This window comes from Pseudomonas caspiana (genome assembly GCF_002158995.1).
Classification (GTDB): Bacteria; Pseudomonadota; Gammaproteobacteria; order Pseudomonadales; family Pseudomonadaceae; genus Aquipseudomonas; species Aquipseudomonas caspiana.
Genome location: NZ_LOHF01000012.1, coordinates 94973 through 114089, shown reverse-complemented (window position 1 = coordinate 114089; position 19117 = coordinate 94973). Strand labels below are relative to the sequence as shown.

The following is a 19117-nucleotide window of genomic DNA, read 5'->3' as shown; positions in this document are numbered from 1 at the left end:
AGTTGGAAGATTGTTCAAAGCTGAGCCATGTTCCGGCCGTCGTCGTGCTGCGCTCGCAAGTAGGGCAACACGGCGGCCAGCAAGGGCGCTTTGAAGGCTTCCTGAAAACGGTGCGCCAGGCCCGGAATCAGCCGCAACTGGCTACCCCGAATATGCGCCGCCACATGCACACCGTGCATGACCGGCAACAGTGGATCGGCGGTGCCGTGCACCACCAACACCGGCAGACGAAGACGGTCGAGCAATTCCACCCGGCTAGGCTCGGCCAGAATCGCCAGGATTTGACGCTTCACGCCTTCAGGATTGAACGCCCGGTCGTAGGACGCGGCGGCCTGTTGCAACAACATGGCGCGGTCATCTTTGACTTCCGGGCTACCCAACGCCGCGAGCAAGTCAGCCTGTTGTTCCAGCGCTGCTTCGCGATTTGGCGCACCGCGCTTGGCCAACAATTGCAGCAACGCAGCATTGGGCATCGGTAAACCCTGCGCTCCAGAGCTGGTCATGATCAAAGTCAGGCTTTCAATGCGCTGCGGTGCAAGATCGGCCAGATGCTGCGCAATCATGCCGCCCATACTCGCGCCCAGCACATGGAACTGGCGAATCTGCAGCGCATCCATCAAACCCAGCGCATCGTCTGCCATGTCGGTCAATGAATACGGCGCAGACACCTGCAAGCCAAGCTTGTAGCGCAGCACTTCATAAGTGAGATTGGCGTTGGCTGGCGGGGCAATCCAGGTCGACAGCCCGACGTCACGATTATCGTAGCGGATGACCCGATAACCCTGCTGACACAGCGCTGCCACGACCTCGTCAGGCCAGTGAATCAACTGGCCACCCAGCCCCATGACCAGCAACAAGGCAGGGTCGGATTCGTTGCCGATACTCTGATAAGCCAGCCGCACTTCTTTGAGCGCGGCTATCTGCACAGGAACATTGACATCACATTTGGAGGCCGCAAAAGACGGCAAGCCGCACAAAAGTGCGGCCAGAAAAAGAAGAACGCGCATTAACAAACACCAACAAACAGATCCCCAGTAGGCAACGAGTGTGATGAAGTTTTGCAAAGCGCGCTGCCACAGTTACGTGACAGTTTGATGAAGGGGGCTGAGCGGTCGTTTTCAGGTTGCCGCTGACGTGGGACCGGCTTTAGCCGGGAAGAGGCAATGACATCCAATGCATTTGTTGCGTCAGACATGCCGCCTTCCCGGCTGAAGCCGGTCCCACGAGGTGTGCGGAGCTTGCCTTATGCCAACTCGCTGCGCAGAGCCCGCGCCGCGGCCACCATATTCACCAATGCCGCCTCGGTCTCGGGCCAGGCGCGGGTTTTCAGGCCGCAATCCGGGTTGACCCACAAACGCTCGGCCGGCACGTGCTGCACGGCCTTGCTCATCAACCGCACCATCTCTTCAGTGCCCGGGACTCTGGGCGAGTGAATGTCGTAAACCCCTGGACCGATGTCGTTCGGATAGTCGAACGCCTTGAAGGCCTCCAGCAACTCCATGTCTGAACGCGAGGTTTCGATGGTGATCACATCGGCATCCATCGCCGCTATGGACTCAATCACATCGTTGAATTCGCTGTAGCACATATGGGTATGGATCTGCGTCTCGTCCTGCACGCCGCTGGCGCACAGACGAAACGCTTCAACCGCCCAATCCAGATACTCCTGCCACTGTGCCCGGCGTAGCGGCAGGCCTTCACGAAAGGCGGCTTCGTCGATCTGCACAATCTTGATGCCGGCCGCTTCCAGGTCCACCACTTCATCGCGAATCGCCAGCGCCAGTTGTTGCGCCTGTACCTTGCGGGACACGTCTTCACGTGGGAACGACCACATCAACATGGTCACCGGACCGGTCAGCATGCCCTTCATCAGCTTGTCGGTCAGGCTTTGTGCATAGCTGATCCACTCCACGGTCATGGCCTGCGGGCGGCTCAGATCACCAAAGATCACTGCTGGTTTGACGCACCGAGAACCATAGCTCTGTACCCAGCCAAAGCGGGTGAATGCATAACCGTCCAGTTGCTCGGCGAAGTACTCGACCATATCGTTGCGCTCGGCCTCACCGTGTACCAGTACGTCCAGCCCAAGACGCTCCTGAATCTGCACGGCATGGCGGATCTCATGACGCATCGCGTCGTGGTAATCATTAGCGGACAGCTTGCCCTGCTTGAAAGCCTGTCGCGCCAGACGAATCGACGCAGTCTGTGGGAACGAGCCGATGGTCGTTGTCGGAAAGGCGGGCAAGTTCAGGCGCTGGCGTTGCTGCTCGATACGCTCGGCGAATGCTGACTGGCGCTGGCTGTCCTGCGCTGTGATAGCAGCGATACGTGCCTGGACCTGCGGCTTGTGAATACGCGGCGATTGCAGGCGGCTGGTTTGTACGGCGCGGCTTTCGGCCAACGCATTTTTTATACTGTCTGGATCATTCAAAGCTTTGGTGAGCAGCGAAATTTCGTCGCATTTCTGCACGGCAAACGCCAGCCAGCTCTTGAGTTCGGCATCGAGCTTGTCTTCACGGCTCAGATCAACCGGGCTGTGCAACAAGGAGCAAGAGCCGGCCACCCACAGATTGTCGCCAAAACGCTGCTGCGCTTCACGCAATTGATCCAGTGCTTGCTCAAGATCACAACGCCAGACATTGCGCCCGTTGACCACTCCCAGTGACAGCACTTTATAAGTCGGCAAGCGATCCAGCACCGCAGCCAGTTGGTCCGGCGCGCGCACCAGATCAATGTGCAGACCATCCACGGGCAACGAAGCCGCCAGCCCGAGATTGTCTTCCAGGCCACTGAAGTAGGTCGCGATCAGCTTCTTCAACGGCGAGTATTGCAAGCTGTGATAAGCCCGCTCGAAGGCGTTTTTCCAGTCCTGAGGCAGGTCCAGAGTGAGGATCGGCTCGTCGATCTGTACCCATTCCACACCCTGCCCCGCCAGCCGACCGAGGATTTCCCCATACACCGGCAGCAGGCGTTCCAGCAGCTCCAGCTTGTCGAAGTTGTCGCCCTTGGCTTTGCCCAGCCACAGGTAAGTCAACGGGCCGATTAGCACTGGCTTGACCTTGTGGCCCAGAGCACGGGCTTCGTCCACCTCTTCGAACAACTGCTCCCAGCTCAGTTGGAAGCGCTGATCCTGAGTGAATTCCGGGACCAGATAGTGGTAGTTAGTGTCGAACCACTTGGTCAGCTCCTGAGCGTATTGCTCTTGACCATGGCCGCCGCAGCAGCTTTCGGCACCGCGGGCCATGGCGAACAGGGTATCCAGCGTTGGCAAGCCGCGAGAGTCTTTGGTGCCCGCAAAGCGCTCAGGAACCACACCGAACGCCAGTGAGTGGCCCAGCACTTGGTCGTACCAGGCAAAATCGCCTACCGGCAACAGGTCGATACCCGCGTCTTTTTGCAGCTGCCAATGAGTGGCGCGCAGGTCTTGGCCGACACGGCGTAGCCCGTCCTGATCAAGACTGCCTTTCCAATACGCTTCCAGCGCTTTTTTCAATTCGCGATCAGCACCGATGCGCGGAAAACCAAGATTGTGGGCCAAGGCCATGATGAAGCTCCTGTCGAAATATGACGCTATTGTCGACAGCCGGAGCAACGTGAGACAAACTCATTGTTTTCGCGTTGATCACAAAATCTATTCATGAAGTGCTAATATGCCTGCGAGACGACATGCTTGAGATACGCCATCTGAAAACCCTGCACGCCTTGCGTGAGGCAGACAGCCTTGTAGAAGCCGCCGAGCGCCTGCATCTGACGCAATCAGCGCTATCCCACCAGTTCAAGGAACTGGAGGAGCGGATGGGTATGCCGTTGTTTGTGCGCAAAACCAAACCCGTACGCTTTACTAGCGCCGGCCTGCGCCTGCTGCAACTGGCCGACTCCGTATTGCCGCAATTGCGCGGCGCAGAACGCGACATTGCGCGGCTGGCGGGCGGCACTGCCGGGCGCTTGCACATGGCGATTGAATGCCATAGCTGTTTTCAGTGGCTGATGCCGACTATCGACCAATTCCGCGACGCCTGGCCGGAAGTCGAACTGGACCTCGCCTCAGGCTTTGCCTTTGCGCCCCTGCCTGCCCTGGCCCGTGGCGATCTGGACTTGGTAGTGACGTCAGATCCGCTTGAGCTGGTGGGCATTACCTACGTCCCGTTGTTTACCTATGAGGCCATGCTGGCGGTTGCCAATCAGCACCCATTGGCCAGCAAGCCCTATATCGTGCCAGAAGACCTGATCAAGGAGACCCTGATCACTTACCCGGTGGAGCGTGATCGGCTGGACATCTTCACTCGCTTCCTCGAACCCGCCGACATCGAACCGGCTCAAGTCCGCACATCGGAGCTGACCGTGATGATGATGCAACTGGTCGCCAGCGGCCGCGGCGTGTGCGGGATGCCGCATTGGGCTCTGCATGAATACAGCTCGCGGGGCTATGTGAAAGGCAAGCGCCTGGGCGAAAAAGGATTGTTCGCTACACTCTATGCCGGAGTGCGAACCGACATGCTGGACGCGCCCTATATGCGCGACTTTTTGCTCACCGCAAAAGACACCTCGTTCTCGACACTGGATGGGGTGAGTGCGGTGCGGTAGCGATAGGGGCAAACAAGCTCTCAACTTGGCAATGCGATCCTGTGGGATCGTTGAGCACCACCCTCACTTGTATCGAAATCAATACGACGTAACGATTTCATTACGACATCCGTATATCCATAGCCGCCAAGGCTTTGATCCACCAGGCATTTGTAACGCGATACAAGCTGTATCGATTTCGCTACAGGACAGTGCAAGACCGCCACCCGGAAAACTCTCAAGCCATTGATTAATATAGAAAATTAATTATTGGCCGCATATTTGCTAAGTGATTACGATCAATGATTGCGCCCGCCGCGAGCGCTACGTCACCTTAGGAGTATTTATGAGCGAGTTGCGATTCACTGTCGATCACGAATGGCTGCGAGCCGAAGCCGATGGCAGTGTCACCGTAGGCATCACGCCCTATGCGCAAGAATCTCTGGGTGACGTGGTTTACGTACAACTCCCTGAGCTGCAGACCTACGCCAAAAACGCCGAAGCTTCGGTAGTGGAATCGGTAAAAGCAGCCAGCAGCATCAACATGCCGCTCGATGGCGAAGTGGTTGAAGTCAACCAGGCCCTCGACGCTACTCCAGAACTGGTCAATGAAGACGCCCTTGGCGCTGGCTGGTTCTTCCGCTTCATTCCCCAAGACGCCAGCGCTATCGGTAGCCTGCTTGATCAGGACGCTTACGACCGTCTGATCAAAGCCAACGCCGAAGCCTGAGGAGCAGACCATGACTGACCGCATTCAACTGAGCACCGCCAACGAATTCATCGCCCGTCACATCGGCCCACGTGCTGCTGACGAGCAAGCCATGCTGCAAACCCTGGGCTTTGATTCGCTGGAAGCCTTGAGCGCCAGCGTCATCCCGGAAAGCATCAAAGGCACCAGCGTACTGGGCATGGAGCCGGGCCTGAGCGAAGCCGACGCACTCGCGTCAATCAAAACCATCGCCAGCAAGAACCAGCTGTTCAAGACCTACATCGGTCAGGGCTACTACAACACCCACACGCCTGCGCCGATCCTGCGCAACCTGCTGGAAAACCCGGCGTGGTACACGGCCTACACGCCTTATCAGCCAGAAATTTCCCAAGGCCGTCTGGAGTCGCTGCTGAATTTCCAGACCCTGATCAGCGACCTGACCGGCCTGCCGATCGCCAACGCCTCGCTGCTCGACGAAGCCACCGCTGCTGCCGAAGCCATGACCTTCTGCAAACGCCTCAGCAAGAACAAGAGCAGCCACCAGTTCTTCGCTTCCAGCCATTGCCATCCGCAAACCCTCGACGTGCTGCGCACCCGCGCCGAACCACTGGGCATTACTGTTGTAGTGGCTGACGAAGCAGAACTGACCGATGTCAGCCCGTTCTTCGGCGCCCTGCTGCAATACCCGGCCAGCAATGGCGACCTGTTTGATTACCGCGAACTGGTTGAGCGCTTCCACGCCGCCAACGCACTGGTGGCTGTAGCGGCCGACCTGCTGGCGCTGACTTTGCTGACCCCACCCGGTGAATTCGGCGCAGACGTGGCCATCGGCAGCGCCCAGCGTTTTGGCGTGCCACTGGGTTTTGGCGGCCCGCACGCGGCTTACTTCTCGACTAAAGATGCGTTCAAGCGCGACATGCCAGGCCGACTGGTCGGTGTTTCGGTGGACCGTCACGGCAAGCAGGCATTGCGCCTGGCGATGCAGACCCGCGAACAACATATCCGACGCGAGAAAGCCACCAGCAACATCTGCACCGCCCAGGTGCTGCTGGCCAACATCGCCAGCATGTACGCTGTTTACCACGGCCCGCGCGGCCTGACGCAAATCGCCAACCGCGTGCATCAGTTGACGGCCATTTTCGCCAAAGGCCTGAGCCAGTTGGGTTTGAACGTCGAGCAGCAGTACTTCTTCGACAGCGTGACCGTAAACACCGGCGCCGATACTGCAGCGCTGCATGCCAAGGCTCGCGCCCAGCAGATCAACCTGCGGGAAATCGACGCTCAGCGTCTTGGCCTGTCGCTGGACGAAACCACCTCGCAAGCATCGATAGAAGACCTGTGGGCGATCTTTGCCGGCGAAGGGCAGACCCTGCCGGACTTCGCAGCATTGGAGCAAAATACTGAATCCCGCCTGCCGCAAGCACTGCTGCGTGAATCGGCGATCCTCAGCCACCCGGTATTCAACCGCTACCACTCCGAAACCGAGCTGATGCGCTACCTGCGCAAACTGGCCGACAAGGATCTGGCGCTGGATCGCACCATGATCCCGCTGGGCTCGTGCACCATGAAACTCAACGCTGCCAGCGAAATGATCCCCGTGACCTGGGCTGAATTCGGCAACCTGCACCCGTTCGCCCCTGCCGAACAAAGCGCGGGTTATCAGCAACTGACCGACGAACTGGAAGCAATGCTCTGCGCGGCGACCGGTTACGACTCGATCTCGCTGCAGCCTAACGCCGGTTCTCAAGGCGAATACGCCGGCCTGCTGGCGATCCGCGCCTATCACCAGAGCCGTGGCGACGAACGCCGCGACATCTGCCTGATTCCGCAATCGGCTCACGGCACCAACCCGGCCACCGCCAACATGGCTGGCATGCGCGTTGTTGTGACGGCGTGCGATGCCCGTGGCAACGTCGACATCGAAGACCTGCGCGCCAAAGCCATCGAGCACCGCGATCATCTGGCCGCGATCATGATCACTTACCCGTCGACTCACGGCGTGTTTGAAGAAGGCATCCGCGAAATCTGCGCCATCGTTCACGACAACGGCGGCCAGGTTTACATCGACGGCGCCAACATGAACGCCATGGTTGGCCTCTGCGCACCGGGCAAGTTCGGCGGCGACGTGTCCCACCTGAACCTGCACAAGACTTTCTGCATCCCTCACGGCGGTGGCGGCCCGGGCGTTGGCCCGATTGGCGTCAAGTCGCACCTGACCCCGTTCCTGCCGGGCCACGCCACCATGGCACGCAAGGAAGGCGCGGTCTGCGCAGCGCCATTCGGCAGCGCCAGCATCCTGCCGATCACCTGGATGTACATCAGCATGATGGGCGGCGAAGGTCTCAAACGCGCTTCGCAACTGGCAATCCTCAACGCCAACTACATCTCTCGCCGCCTGGAAGAACACTACCCAGTGCTCTACACCGGTAGCAGCGGTCTGGTGGCTCACGAATGCATCCTTGACCTGCGTCCGTTGAAAGAAACCAGCGGCATCAGCGTTGATGACGTTGCCAAGCGCCTGATCGACTTCGGCTTCCACGCGCCAACCATGTCGTTCCCGGTCGCGGGCACCTTGATGATCGAGCCGACCGAAAGCGAATCCAAAGAGGAACTGGACCGCTTCTGCGACGCCATGATCAAGATCCGCGAAGAAATCCGTGCAGTGGAAAGCGGCGTACTGGACAAGGAAGACAACCCGTTGAAAAACGCCCCGCACACGGCGGCGGAAATCGTTGGCGAGTGGACCCACCCGTACAGCCGCGAACAAGCGGTGTATCCGGTCGAGTCGTTGATCGATGGCAAGTACTGGCCACCGGTTGGCCGCGTCGACAACGTGTTCGGCGACCGCAACCTGATCTGCGCCTGCCCGTCCATCGAGAGCTATCAAGAGGCGTGATTCATTAACCGGGAATCGTCGTGGGACCGGCTTTAGCCGGGAAGAGGCCAGTACATCCTGTGCATTTATTGCGTCAGGAATGCAGCCTTCCCGGCTAAAGCCGGTTCCACGTCCCGGCCATCAGCGCCATCTATTCAAAGGAATCGATCATGACCACCGAACAACTCCTTACCACCCCGCTACACGCCCTGCACCGCGAACTCGGTGCCAAGATGGTGCCTTTCGCGGGCTACGACATGCCAGTGCAATACCCGGCTGGCGTGATGAAAGAACACCTGCACACCCGGGAAAAAGCCGGGCTGTTTGATGTATCGCACATGGGTCAGATTCGCCTGACGGGGGCCGATGCGGCCAAAGCACTGGAAGCGCTGGTACCGGTCGACATCATCGACTTGCCCGTTGGTATGCAGCGTTACGCAATGTTCACCAATGAAAGCGGTGGCATCCTCGACGACTTGATGGTCGCCAACCTGGGCAATGATCAACTGATGCTGGTGGTCAACGCTGCCTGCAAGAACGAAGACCTCGCCCACCTGCGCAAACACCTGGGCAACCATTGCGAAATCCAGCCACTGTTTGAAGAGCGTGCCCTGCTCGCCCTGCAAGGTCCGCAAGCGGTAACAGTGCTGGCGCGCCTGGCTCCGGAAGTCGCAAAAATGACCTTCATGCAGTTCGCCAGCGTGCAGTTGCTGGGCGTTGACTGCTACGTCAGCCGCTCGGGCTACACCGGCGAAGACGGCTACGAAATTTCCGTTCCGGCTGATCAGGCTGAAACACTGGCTCGGCGCCTGTTGGCCGAACCGGAAGTGGCCCCGATTGGCCTGGGTGCACGTGACTCCCTGCGTCTGGAAGCAGGCCTTTGCCTGTACGGCCATGACATGAACACCGAGACAACGCCTGTCGAAGCCAGCCTGCTGTGGGCAATCTCCAAGGTTCGCCGCGCAGATGGCGCACGCGCTGGCGGCTTCCCGGGCGCAGAGCAGATCTTCGCTCAACAGCAAACAGCGCCCTCCCGCAAACGCGTTGGCCTGCTGCCACAAGAACGCACGCCGGTGCGCGAAGGGACAGACATCGTCGATGCCGATGGCAACTCCATTGGTACTGTATGCAGTGGCGGCTTCGGACCAAGTCTTGGCGGCCCTTTGGCGATGGGTTATTTGAAAAGCGCGTTTACGGCACTGGACACTCAAGTCTGGGCGGTAGTGCGCGGCAAGCAAGTACCAATGCTTGTTAGCAAAATGCCTTTCGTCGCACAGCGTTACTTCCGCGGCTGAAACTTCGCGGCTGATTATCGGCGTCAAAAAAATGTGGCGGCTGACACTCATATCGGCCGCCTGTAATACGCGCACTAAACAGCAGCGCAACAATCAACACAGCGCACTCGAAGAGTGCGCCTAACAGTAAAAAACTATCGATTAAGCGCAACTGGTAAATATTTTAAAACGCCGCAAAACCTCCTGAATACAGGCACCGGACAGGGGCTTGTGTTTGTAACAAGAGTTAGCGTAAAGTTTCTCAACTGTGTTTGCATGGGTCGCTGAAACGGGACCTGGGCAGTAGCGCCAAGTTTGCTACAACCCGCTCTACGCTTCTTTATTCCTGCAACCAGCCCAGTACTCTTTCATGTGAATGAGGCTGTCATCAATTCAAGTTCCAGGGAATAAGAAAATGGCTGAACGTCAGAGCGGTACCGTCAAGTGGTTTAACGACGAGAAAGGTTTTGGTTTTATCACTCCAGAAAGCGGTCCGGATCTGTTTGTGCACTTCCGCGCTATTCAGGGCAACGGCTTCAAGAGCCTGAAAGAAGGTCAAAAAGTGACTTTCGTTGCTGTGCAAGGCCAGAAAGGTATGCAGGCTGACGAAGTTCAAGCCGAAGCGTAAGCCTCGGAACATGAAAAGCCCTCTGGTATTGATATCAGAGGGCTTTTTTGTGGGCGCGAGTTAGTAATATGGGCTTTTCGGACCACTGAGAACTGCCGCCATGCCCCGACACATGCTTAGCCCGCAAGGCGACTTCCCTCCCGCCAGCCTGGGCCGCCGCTTCGCTGCGATCTGCTATGACGCGCTGCTGTGCGTTGCCCTGCTGCTGGTGACGGCGTTTATCTACAAGCTTGTGTTGATGGCGTTTTTGGGTGAGGCCCGACTCAAGGTGATGTCCGAGTCCGGCTCGCTGGACGGTGATCCGCTGCTCTCTTCCATTCTGCTGCTGGTGGTGTTCGGGTTCTTCGCCAAGTTCTGGACCCACTCAGGGCAGACGCTGGGCATGCAAGTGTGGGGCATCCGGGTGCAGAACGCCGACGGCAGTGGGATCAGTCTGCTGCAAGCGCTACTGCGGTTTATGGTGTCTATCGCATCCTGGCTGTGTGTCGGCCTGGGGTTCATCTGGGCGCTGTTTGATAAACAGAATCGCAGCTGGCATGACCTGTATTCCAACAGCCAGCTGGTGCGGGTGCCGAAGCAGAGGTAGGGCTTCTCATCTTTGCGTTTGGATATTTCAAGCCCGAGCATTGTGGAGTGCCATTGATTTGTTCGTCGTCTGCGACATCGTCATCGCAGGCAAGCGCCAAGCGCGCAGCTACGTTGAACGACGATCGCATGTAGGAGCGCGCTTGCCCGCGATGGCTTCGATACATTCACAACAGTCTTTAAAAGTGAATGCCGGTCTCGCGCGCACAAAAAAACCGACATGAAGTCGGCTTTTTCACAGCAGCAAACCCTACCCGGCCCTGCGCAACAGCAGCACCCCGGCCAGCGCACAGACACCTGCTGGCACCAGCACGGCAAACAACGGCGAGAAGCCGAACACCAGACTCGATGGCCCCAGCAGGTCCTGCACAATGCGGAAGGTGAAACCCACCAGCACGCCGGTAAACACCCGCTGGCCCAACGTCACGGAACGCAGCGGACCGAAGATGAACGAGATTGCCATCAGCACCAGCGCCACGGTTACCAGTGGCTGCAAAACCTTGGTCCAGAACGCCAGCCAGTAACGGCCATTGCTCAGCCCTTGATCAGCGAGATAGTGCGCGTACTGCCACAAGCCAGTAATCGACAGCGAGTCAGGCGGCATGATGACGGTACTGAGCAATTGCGGGCTCAGCGCTACGTCCCAGCGCTCGTCCGCGGTCTTGATGACTTCGGTACTGCCATCGCGGAAGAAGGTGGTGGAGATGTCATTCAGCGACCAGTGATCTTCGTTGAATTTGGCCTGCCTGGCGAAGCTGGCACTGAGCATGTGCCGTTCATTGTCGAATCGATACCGGGTCACGCCATACAGAATGCCGTTAGGTTGCACCGAGTTGATGTGAATGAACTCATCGCCCTGACGGTGCCACATGCCATGCCGCGCACTCTGTGCGTCACCACTGCCCTGCGCCAGCGAACGGTTGGCCTGAGCCTGATTTTCAGCTGCCGGGGCCACGTATTCGCCGATCAGCACACCAGCAATCATCAGCACCAGCATGGGTTTCATGACCGCCCAGACGATACGACCGATGGAGACACCTGCGGCGCGCATGATGGTCAATTCGCTGCTGCTGGCCAGGCTACCCAGACCAATCAGGCAACCGATGAGTGCCGCCATCGGCAGCATTTCATACACACGCCGTGGCGCCGTCATCAAGACGAAGCTGCTGGCGTCCAGCAAGGTGTAGGTGTCGCTGACATCGCCCATTTCATCGATGAAGGCAAACAGCGAGGCCAGACCGAGAATGATGCCGAGTACTGCAAGGATCGCAACGAAAACACTTTTACCGATGTAACGATCGAGCTTAACCATGAGCCACCTCCGACGCGCTGCGGCGACTCGCCATCTTCAAGCGTAAAGGCTCCCAATACAAAAGCCCCAGGCCGATCAACAGGAACAATACGTGCACCCACCAGATACCGAGTGCCATCGGCAGCTTGCCTTTCTCCAGCGCACCGCGCACAGCAATGAGCATGGTCAGGTAAGCCATATAAAGAAGGATCGCGGGCAACAGCTTCAGATAGCGACCCTGACGCGGATTGACCCGCGACAGCGGCACAGCCATCAAGGTCACGATGAAGACCAGAATCGGAAGCGAGATACGCCATTGCAGTTCAGCCTGATTGCGACGTACATCGCTGCCAAACAGATCGGTTGTCGGGATGGCTTCACGGTCCGTAATTTCGTCGCTGATGTCCGGCTTGGGCAGCATTGCGCCATAAGTGTCGTACTTGATCGCACGATAGTTGGCTTCGCCCGGATTGCCGTCGTAGCGATAACCGTTTTCCAGAATCAGGAAGCGGTTACCGTCGGCCTTGACCTCCTGATGGCCTTTTTCTGCCACCAGAACGGTAATCCCGCGATCCTTGCTCTTGTCGGAAGACATGCGTTTTTCCGAAATGAACACGCCGCTCAGATTCGAGCGATCATCGGAAAGCTCCTGCGTGTAGGTGACACGAGTCCCGTCGCGCAAGGCCTGGAAACGGCCTGGCACCAAGGTATCGAACTCGGTCATTGCGTCTTGCTTGTTGATCAGCAGGGAAAACTGCGTCGCACCTTGTGGGGCCAGACTGAAACTCAACCACGCTACCAACAGCGCCACGACGGTTGCAGGCGCCATCGTCATCCACAGCAAACGCTGCTGGCTCATACCGGTGGCGGCAAGAACGGTCATTTCGCTTTCAAGGTAAAGCCGACCGTAAGCCAGCAGAATCCCCAGAAACAGCCCCAGAGGCAGAATCAGTTGCAGGAAGCCGGGCATACGAAAACCCATGATCATGAACAGCACGCCTGGATCCAGCGCCCCGGACGCGGCCTGCGCGAGGTACTTGATGAAGCGTCCGCTCATGATGATTACCAACAACACGGCGCTCACAGCGCTCAAGGTAACCAGCACTTCTCGGGACAGATAACGAAAGACGATCAAACCAGACACTCCAGGGTCGCCAGGCTCAGGCAGCCAGACAAGAAAAAGGTACTAGCAGTGGCGGCAGACTTAACAGGGCTCTGCCAAAAATATGCGGCATTATCCTGTGAATGGAGTGCTCTGTCACTGCGTGCTCCGGATAGTTCTCACGGAAACGTCCTGCATAGAGCCACATTCGCGTGTTTTACGGGGTTGTCAGCGGTCCCGTGGCGGGGTCAAACTGCGGGCCTTGTCGTTGGCATGTTGATGCGAAGCACCTGCTCCCTGCCACGCACGTCATTCATTTCGCGATAGCTCATCGTTTATTCGGGGACCCCGACATGGAATTGGTTGTTAAAAGCGTAAGCCCAGAAACCTTGAAGACCGCGACCCTGGTAGTCGCCGTAGGCGAAGGTCGCACGCTCAGCGATGCCGCAAAAACCGTAGACGCTCTCAGCGGCGGCGCCATCAGCGCAGTGCTCAAGCGCGGCGATCTGGTCGGCAAAGTGGGTCAAAGTCTGCTGCTGCACGCCCTGCCAAACTTGAAAGCCGAACGCGTTTTGCTGGTCGGCACCGGTAAAGAGCCCGAATTGTCTGACCGTCAATTCAAGAAAATCATCAGCGCTGTGCTGTCGACGCTTAAAGGTCTGGGCGGCAGCGACGCAGCCATCGCTCTGGATCAGGTCGTCGTCAAGAATCGCGACACTTACGGTAAAGCGCGCCTGCTGGTAGAAACACTGGCCGATGGCGAATATGTTTTTGATCGTTTCAAGAGCCAGAAAGCCGAAGCCAAAGCGCTGAAAAAGGTCACGTTGCTGACCGACAAAATCAGCGTCGCCGATGTAGAGCGTGCAGCCACCCACGCCCAGGCCATCGCTACCGGTATGGCCTTGACCCGCGATCTGGGCAACATGCCGCCGAATATCTGCCACCCGACTTATCTGGGCGAACAAGCCAAGGCGTTGGGCAAGGCACACAAGAACCTCAAGGTTGAAGTTCACGACGAGAAGAAACTCGCTGATCTGGGCATGGGTTCGTTCCTCGCCGTGGCACAGGGCAGTGCTCAACCGCCACGCCTGATCGTCATGAACTACTCCGGCGGCAAGAAAAGCGAAAAACCGTTCGTACTGGTCGGTAAAGGCATCACCTTCGACACCGGCGGCATCAGCATCAAGCCTGCTGCGGGCATGGACGAGATGAAGTTCGACATGTGTGGCGCTGCCAGCGTGTTCGGCACCCTGCGCGCCGTGCTGGAACTGCAACTGCCGATCAATCTGGTGTGCGTCATCGCCGCCGCCGAGAACATGCCGAGCGGCACCGCGACTCGTCCTGGCGACATCGTCACCACCATGAGTGGCCAGACCGTGGAAATCCTCAACACCGACGCCGAAGGCCGTCTGGTGCTGTGTGATGCGCTGACCTACGCCGAGCGCTTCAAGCCTCAGGCCGTGATCGACATCGCTACCCTGACCGGCGCTTGCGTCGTCGCATTGGGCGGTCACACGTCCGGCCTGCTGGGCAACAACGATGCGCTAATCAATCAGTTGCTCGACGCGGGCAAGTTCGCCGACGACCGTGCCTGGCAGTTGCCGTTGTTCGATGAGTATCAGGAGCAACTGGACAGCCCGTTCGCCGACATCGCCAACATTGGTGGCCCGAAAGGCGGCACCATTACCGCAGCCTGCTTCCTGTCGCGCTTCACCAAAACCTACGACTGGGCGCACCTGGATATCGCCGGCACAGCCTGGTTGAGCGGCGGCAAGGACAAGGGCGCCACTGGCCGTCCGGTTCCATTGCTGACCCAATACCTGCTCGACCGCGCAGGCGCATAAGGAAAACCGGGGCGGTTGCAGTCATATGGAAAAAAACGCAGCCCTGTAGGAGCTCACGAGCAACGCGAGGCAGCGATGGCGGTTTTCCTGATACACCGCTATCGCGGGCGTCGTAACCTCCGTGCGCTCCTACAGGGATATGCATTTCAAATCCATGATTGATGTGATGTTGATGAGAAACAAGCGCCCCGCGACCTGGAAACTACATGACACAAGTCGACTTTTACATTCTCCCCAGCCCTGATCCGTCAGCGCGCCTGGACTTTGCCTGCAAGCTCACGGAGAAAGCCTGGCGCATGGGTCACCGGATTTACCTGCACTGCAGCGATGCCGCGCAGCGTGAAGAACTGGATGCCCGGCTGTGGCGCTTCAAAGGTGAAACTTTTATTCCCCACGGTGACGCCGAAGATGATCAGGTCGCGCCTGTGGTGCTGGGCCTGGGTGAAGACCCGGGGCAACATCAGGATCTGCTGGTCAATCTGGACCTGCGCATCCCCGAATTTTTCAAACGTTTCGCCCGCGTGGCGGAAATAGTGGTGGAAGACCCCGCCATACGACTGGCCGCACGAGAGAGTTTTCGTTTCTATCGTGAACAGGGCTATCCTCTGCAAGATCACCGACTACAGCGGCTTTGAGCACACGATGGATAATTCAAAACCTCTGAAAGACCCCGCCCACTTGCTGGACGACCTTGAATCAATCCGCCAGTTGCTGGGCGATGACACTCAACAGGCACCGGCTCACGGCGAGGGCCAGATCCCTTTGCTGTTCGACGTCGTGGGTGCAAAACCGGCGCTCAGCCAGGAACTGGATTTCGGCGATGAAGATGATGCCGAGATTCCAACCTTGACGCCCGAGCCAGTCGTGCCGCCTGTGGTGCCAGTCGCTGCAGCAGAACCGGTGCAGGCAAAATCCAAAGAGGACGCGCTGCTCCATCTCGACTCCGAACTGCGCGCTGCTGCACAGCTGATCATGCAAGACGTCATCGACGACTTCGCCCCGCATATCGAAACCGAGATCAAACGCCGCCTTGAAGCGCGGATGGAGCGGTTGCTCAGTCAGTATCAGAATTAACCCCACTCCACAGGACACACTGATGACGTGGGACCGGCTTTAGCCGGGAAGAGGCCAGTACATTCACTAGATATTTGTCGTCAGAAACGCCGCCTTCCCGGCTAAAGCCGGTCCCACGTCAACTTGCGGGCAAACATAGAACCTCCCACATACGACTGCGTTAATTTCACGACAGCGCGGTGTCACAGACACCGCAGCAGTCCGCGCCCGACAATTGCCTTCTAATTTTTACAGCCCATTATCGCCCCGCTCTACGCCCAGCCGTTCATCCCCGCTATACTTGTCGGCTTTCCTGAATTACAGCAATAGGTTCCCGCCGCGCATGGACAAGACCTACCAGCCGCACGCTATTGAAACTTCCTGGTATCAAACCTGGGAATCCGAGAATTACTTCGCCCCGCAAGGCGCTGGTGACTCGTACACCATCATGATCCCGCCGCCGAACGTCACCGGCAGCCTGCACATGGGCCATGGTTTCAATAACGCGATCATGGACGCCTTGATCCGTTTCCGCCGCATGCAGGGCCGTAACACCCTGTGGCAGCCGGGCACCGACCACGCCGGTATCGCCACGCAAATGCTGGTAGAGCGTCAGATCGAAGCTCAAGGCCTGAACCGCCACGATCTGGGCCGCGATAAATTTCTGGAAAAAATCTGGGAATGGAAGGATCAGTCCGGCGGCAACATCAGCCGTCAGATCCGTCGCCTGGGCTCGTCCGTCGACTGGAGCCGTGAGCGTTTCACCATGGACGACGGCCTGTCCGATGCGGTTAAAGAAGCCTTTGTGCGCCTGCATGAAGACGGCCTGATCTATCGTGGCAAGCGTCTGGTCAACTGGGACACCAAGCTGCACACCGCTATTTCCGACCTTGAAGTGGAAAACCACGACGAGAAAGGCTTCCTGTGGAACCTGCGTTATCCACTGGCTGACGGCGCGAAAACTGCTGACGGCCTGGATTACCTGATCGTTGCCACGACTCGCCCGGAAACCATGCTGGGTGATGCCGCCGTTGCCGTTAACCCGGAAGACGAGCGTTACAAAGCACTGATCGGCAAGTTCGTTGAGCTGCCACTGGTTGGCCGCCGCATCCCGATCATCGCGGATGAATACTGCGACCCTGAGTTCGGCACCGGCTGCGTGAAAATCACCCCGGCCCACGACTTCAACGACTACGAGGTGGGCAAGCGCCACAACCTGCCGCTGCTGAACATCTTCGACAAGAACGCAAACGTTCTGGCGACGGCGCAGGTGTTCAATCTCGACGGCACCCTGAACGAAACCGTGGATGGTACTTTGCCTGCCGAATACGCAGGTCTTGACCGTTTCGAAGCGCGCAAACAGATCGTTGCTGCCTTTGACGCCGCCGGCCTGCTGGTCAGCGTTGACGATCACGCTCTGAAAGTCCCGAAAGGCGACCGTTCCGGCACCATCATCGAGCCTTGGCTGACTGACCAGTGGTACGTGTCCACCAAGCCTCTGGCTGAACCGGCCATTGCTGCTGTCGAAGACGGCCGCATCGCCTTCGTGCCCAAGCAGTACGAAAACATGTACTTCTCCTGGATGCGTGACATCCAGGACTGGTGCATCAGCCGTCAGCTCTGGTGGGGCCACCGCATCCCGGCCTGGTACGACGAGTCCGGCAAGGTATACGTCGGTCGCGACGAAGCCGAAGTCCGTGCCAAGAACAACCTGGGCCCCGACGTTGCGCTGCAACAGGACAACGACGTACTCGATACCTGGTTCAGCTCGGGCCTGTGGACGTTCTCCACCCTGGGCTGGCCGGAAAAAACCAAGGCGCTGGAGACCTTCCACTCCACCGATGTGCTGGTCACCGGCTTCGACATCATCTTCTTCTGGGTTGCCCGGATGATCATGCTCACCATGCATTTGGTGAAAGACGAAGACGGCACGCCGCAAGTACCGTTCAAGACTGTTTACGTGCACGGTCTGGTCCGCGATGGCCAAGGCCAGAAGATGTCCAAGTCCAAGGGCAACGTACTGGACCCACTGGACATCATCGACGGCATTGAGCTGGAAGATCTGGTGCAGAAACGCACCTCCGGCATGATGCAGCCGAAACTGGCGAAGAAGATTGAAAAGCAGACCCGCGACGAATTCGCCGACGGCATCGCCAGCTATGGCACCGACGCCCTGCGCTTTACCTTCTGCTCGCTGGCGTCCACCGGTCGTGACATCAAGTTCGACATGGGCCGCGTTGAAGGCTATCGAAACTTCTGCAACAAGATCTGGAACGCCGCGCGCTACGTGCTGGACAAAGGCGAAGACTGCGGCCAGAACGGCGAAGCGGTCGAACTGTCGCTGGCTGATCGCTGGATCATCTCGCAACTGCAACGCACCGAAGCCGAAGTAACCCGTCAACTGGACCAGTTCCGTTTCGACCTCGCCGCGCAAGCGCTGTACGAGTTCATCTGGAACCAGTATTGCGACTGGTACCTGGAACTCTCCAAGCCAGTGCTGTGGGACGAGAATGCCCCGGTTGAACGTCAGCGCGGCACTCGCCGTACGCTGGTTCGCGTGCTGGAAGTTGCGCTGCGTCTGGCGCATCCGTTCATGCCGTTCATCACCGAAGAAATCTGGCAGCGCCTCGCGCCGCTGGCAGGTGCGGAAGGCAAAACCATCATGCTGCAACCTTGGCCAGTGGCCAACGAAGCACGCATCGATCAGGCCGCCGAAGACGACATCGAATGGCTCAAGGGCCTGATGCTCGCCACCCGTAACATCCGTGGCGAAATGAACATCGGTCCGGGCAAGCCGCTGCAACTGTTCCTCAAAAACGTCAACGCCGAAGACTTGCGCCGCCTGCAGGAGAACGATTACCTGCTGAAGAAACTGGCCAAGCTGGAATCCATCACCGTACTGGAAGCAGGCGCTGAAGCGCCGCTGTCAGCGACCGGGCTGGTGGGCGAGATGGAAGTGCTGGTGCCGATGGCGGGGCTGATCGACAAAGATGCCGAGCTGGCACGTCTGGACAAGGAAATTCTGCGTCTGCAAGGCGAAGTGCAACGGGTGGGCGGCAAGCTGTCCAACGCCGCCTTCGTCGACAAGGCACCGCCGGAAGTCATCGCCAAGGAACGCGCCAAAATGGCCGAAGCCGAACAGGCTTTGGGCAAACTGGCCGAGCAGCATGCGCGGATTGCGAGTTTGTAAACA

At 58.3% G+C, this 19117-nt stretch carries 14 protein-coding genes; 10 read left to right on the top strand and 4 right to left on the bottom strand.

Annotated features, from left to right (window positions below):
* Positions 1 to 14 precede the first annotated feature (14 nt).
* Together AUC60_RS15465 and metE are read right to left on the bottom strand one after the other, a co-directional pair.
* Positions 15 to 1007, bottom strand: a complete 993-nt coding sequence (locus AUC60_RS15465) for an alpha/beta fold hydrolase (protein WP_087269071.1) — start codon at positions 1005 to 1007, stop codon at positions 15 to 17.
* A gap of 236 nt (positions 1008 to 1243) precedes the next feature.
* On the bottom strand, positions 1244 to 3544 hold the full coding sequence (gene metE, locus AUC60_RS15460) for a 5-methyltetrahydropteroyltriglutamate--homocysteine S-methyltransferase (protein ID WP_087269068.1): 2301 nt from the start codon (positions 3542 to 3544) through the stop codon (positions 1244 to 1246).
* Positions 3545 to 3666: 122 nt separating this feature from the next.
* Here metE and metR point away from each other — a divergent pair, with 122 nt between their 5' ends.
* The 6 genes from metR (at position 3667) to AUC60_RS15430 (ending at position 10635) form a co-directional block, all read left to right on the top strand.
* Positions 3667 to 4584 (top strand): transcriptional regulator MetR, encoded by a 918-nt coding sequence (gene metR / locus AUC60_RS15455; RefSeq protein WP_087269065.1) that lies wholly within the window; start codon positions 3667 to 3669, stop codon positions 4582 to 4584.
* 325 nt (positions 4585 to 4909) lie between these two features.
* Positions 4910 to 5293, top strand: coding sequence for a glycine cleavage system protein GcvH (gcvH, locus tag AUC60_RS15450; RefSeq protein ID WP_087269062.1), 384 nt, complete (start codon positions 4910 to 4912; stop codon positions 5291 to 5293).
* Positions 5294 to 5303: 10 nt separating this feature from the next.
* Positions 5304 to 8168 (top strand): aminomethyl-transferring glycine dehydrogenase, encoded by a 2865-nt coding sequence (gcvP, locus tag AUC60_RS15445; RefSeq protein ID WP_087269060.1) that lies wholly within the window; start codon positions 5304 to 5306, stop codon positions 8166 to 8168.
* A gap of 149 nt (positions 8169 to 8317) precedes the next feature.
* A complete protein-coding gene (gcvT, locus tag AUC60_RS15440; protein ID WP_087269057.1) occupies positions 8318 to 9442 on the top strand; it encodes a glycine cleavage system aminomethyltransferase GcvT in 1125 nt (374 codons plus the stop codon).
* Between the two features lie 394 nt (positions 9443 to 9836).
* Complete coding sequence (locus AUC60_RS15435) at positions 9837 to 10049, top strand: cold-shock protein (RefSeq protein ID WP_027902257.1); 213 nt, start codon at positions 9837 to 9839, stop codon at positions 10047 to 10049.
* Between the two features lie 100 nt (positions 10050 to 10149).
* Positions 10150 to 10635: an RDD family protein gene (locus tag AUC60_RS15430; RefSeq protein ID WP_087269054.1), complete on the top strand. Its 486-nt coding sequence runs from the start codon at positions 10150 to 10152 to the stop codon at positions 10633 to 10635.
* A 249-nt stretch (positions 10636 to 10884) separates the two neighbouring features.
* On the opposite strand, the gene lptG is transcribed toward AUC60_RS15430, so the two are convergent.
* Both lptG and lptF read right to left on the bottom strand, forming a co-directional pair.
* Positions 10885 to 11946 (bottom strand): LPS export ABC transporter permease LptG, encoded by a 1062-nt coding sequence (gene lptG, locus AUC60_RS15425; RefSeq protein WP_087269051.1) that lies wholly within the window; start codon positions 11944 to 11946, stop codon positions 10885 to 10887.
* Positions 11939 to 13060 carry an LPS export ABC transporter permease LptF gene (gene lptF / locus AUC60_RS15420; protein WP_087269049.1) on the bottom strand — a complete coding sequence of 374 codons (1122 nt, stop codon included), beginning with the start codon at positions 13058 to 13060 and terminating at the stop codon, positions 11939 to 11941. The genes lptG and lptF overlap by 8 nt, the downstream gene beginning before the upstream one ends.
* Positions 13061 to 13380: 320 nt before the next feature.
* On the opposite strand from lptF, the gene AUC60_RS15415 reads away from it, so the two are divergent.
* The 4 genes from AUC60_RS15415 to AUC60_RS15400 all read left to right on the top strand — a co-directional run bounded on the left by AUC60_RS15415 (position 13381) and on the right by AUC60_RS15400 (position 19114).
* Positions 13381 to 14871, top strand: a complete 1491-nt coding sequence (locus AUC60_RS15415; RefSeq protein ID WP_087269045.1) for a leucyl aminopeptidase — start codon at positions 13381 to 13383, stop codon at positions 14869 to 14871.
* A gap of 206 nt (positions 14872 to 15077) precedes the next feature.
* The gene (locus tag AUC60_RS15410; protein ID WP_087269042.1) at positions 15078 to 15506 is read left to right on the top strand and encodes a DNA polymerase III subunit chi; all 429 of its coding nucleotides are present in this window, start codon (positions 15078 to 15080) and stop codon (positions 15504 to 15506) included.
* Between the two features lie 7 nt (positions 15507 to 15513).
* Positions 15514 to 15945, top strand: coding sequence for a DNA polymerase III subunit chi (locus AUC60_RS15405; RefSeq protein WP_087269039.1), 432 nt, complete (start codon positions 15514 to 15516; stop codon positions 15943 to 15945).
* A gap of 322 nt (positions 15946 to 16267) precedes the next feature.
* Positions 16268 to 19114 (top strand): valine--tRNA ligase, encoded by a 2847-nt coding sequence (locus AUC60_RS15400; protein ID WP_087269035.1) that lies wholly within the window; start codon positions 16268 to 16270, stop codon positions 19112 to 19114.
* Positions 19115 to 19117 lie beyond the last annotated feature (3 nt).

Coding starts and splice junctions, on each gene's coding strand:
- gcvT (WP_087269057.1), top strand. CDS start 8,318: ATGACCACCGAACAACTCCTTACCACCCCGCTACACGCCCTGCACCGC.
- AUC60_RS15415 (WP_087269045.1), top strand. CDS start 13,381: ATGGAATTGGTTGTTAAAAGCGTAAGCCCAGAAACCTTGAAGACCGCG.
- metE (WP_087269068.1), bottom strand. CDS start 3,544: ATGGCCTTGGCCCACAATCTTGGTTTTCCGCGCATCGGTGCTGATCGC.
- AUC60_RS15410 (WP_087269042.1), top strand. CDS start 15,078: ATGACACAAGTCGACTTTTACATTCTCCCCAGCCCTGATCCGTCAGCG.
- gcvP (WP_087269060.1), top strand. CDS start 5,304: ATGACTGACCGCATTCAACTGAGCACCGCCAACGAATTCATCGCCCGT.
- AUC60_RS15430 (WP_087269054.1), top strand. CDS start 10,150: ATGCCCCGACACATGCTTAGCCCGCAAGGCGACTTCCCTCCCGCCAGC.
- AUC60_RS15400 (WP_087269035.1), top strand. CDS start 16,268: ATGGACAAGACCTACCAGCCGCACGCTATTGAAACTTCCTGGTATCAA.
- AUC60_RS15405 (WP_087269039.1), top strand. CDS start 15,514: ATGGATAATTCAAAACCTCTGAAAGACCCCGCCCACTTGCTGGACGAC.
- gcvH (WP_087269062.1), top strand. CDS start 4,910: ATGAGCGAGTTGCGATTCACTGTCGATCACGAATGGCTGCGAGCCGAA.
- metR (WP_087269065.1), top strand. CDS start 3,667: ATGCTTGAGATACGCCATCTGAAAACCCTGCACGCCTTGCGTGAGGCA.
- AUC60_RS15465 (WP_087269071.1), bottom strand. CDS start 1,007: ATGCGCGTTCTTCTTTTTCTGGCCGCACTTTTGTGCGGCTTGCCGTCT.
- AUC60_RS15435 (WP_027902257.1), top strand. CDS start 9,837: ATGGCTGAACGTCAGAGCGGTACCGTCAAGTGGTTTAACGACGAGAAA.
- lptG (WP_087269051.1), bottom strand. CDS start 11,946: ATGGTTAAGCTCGATCGTTACATCGGTAAAAGTGTTTTCGTTGCGATC.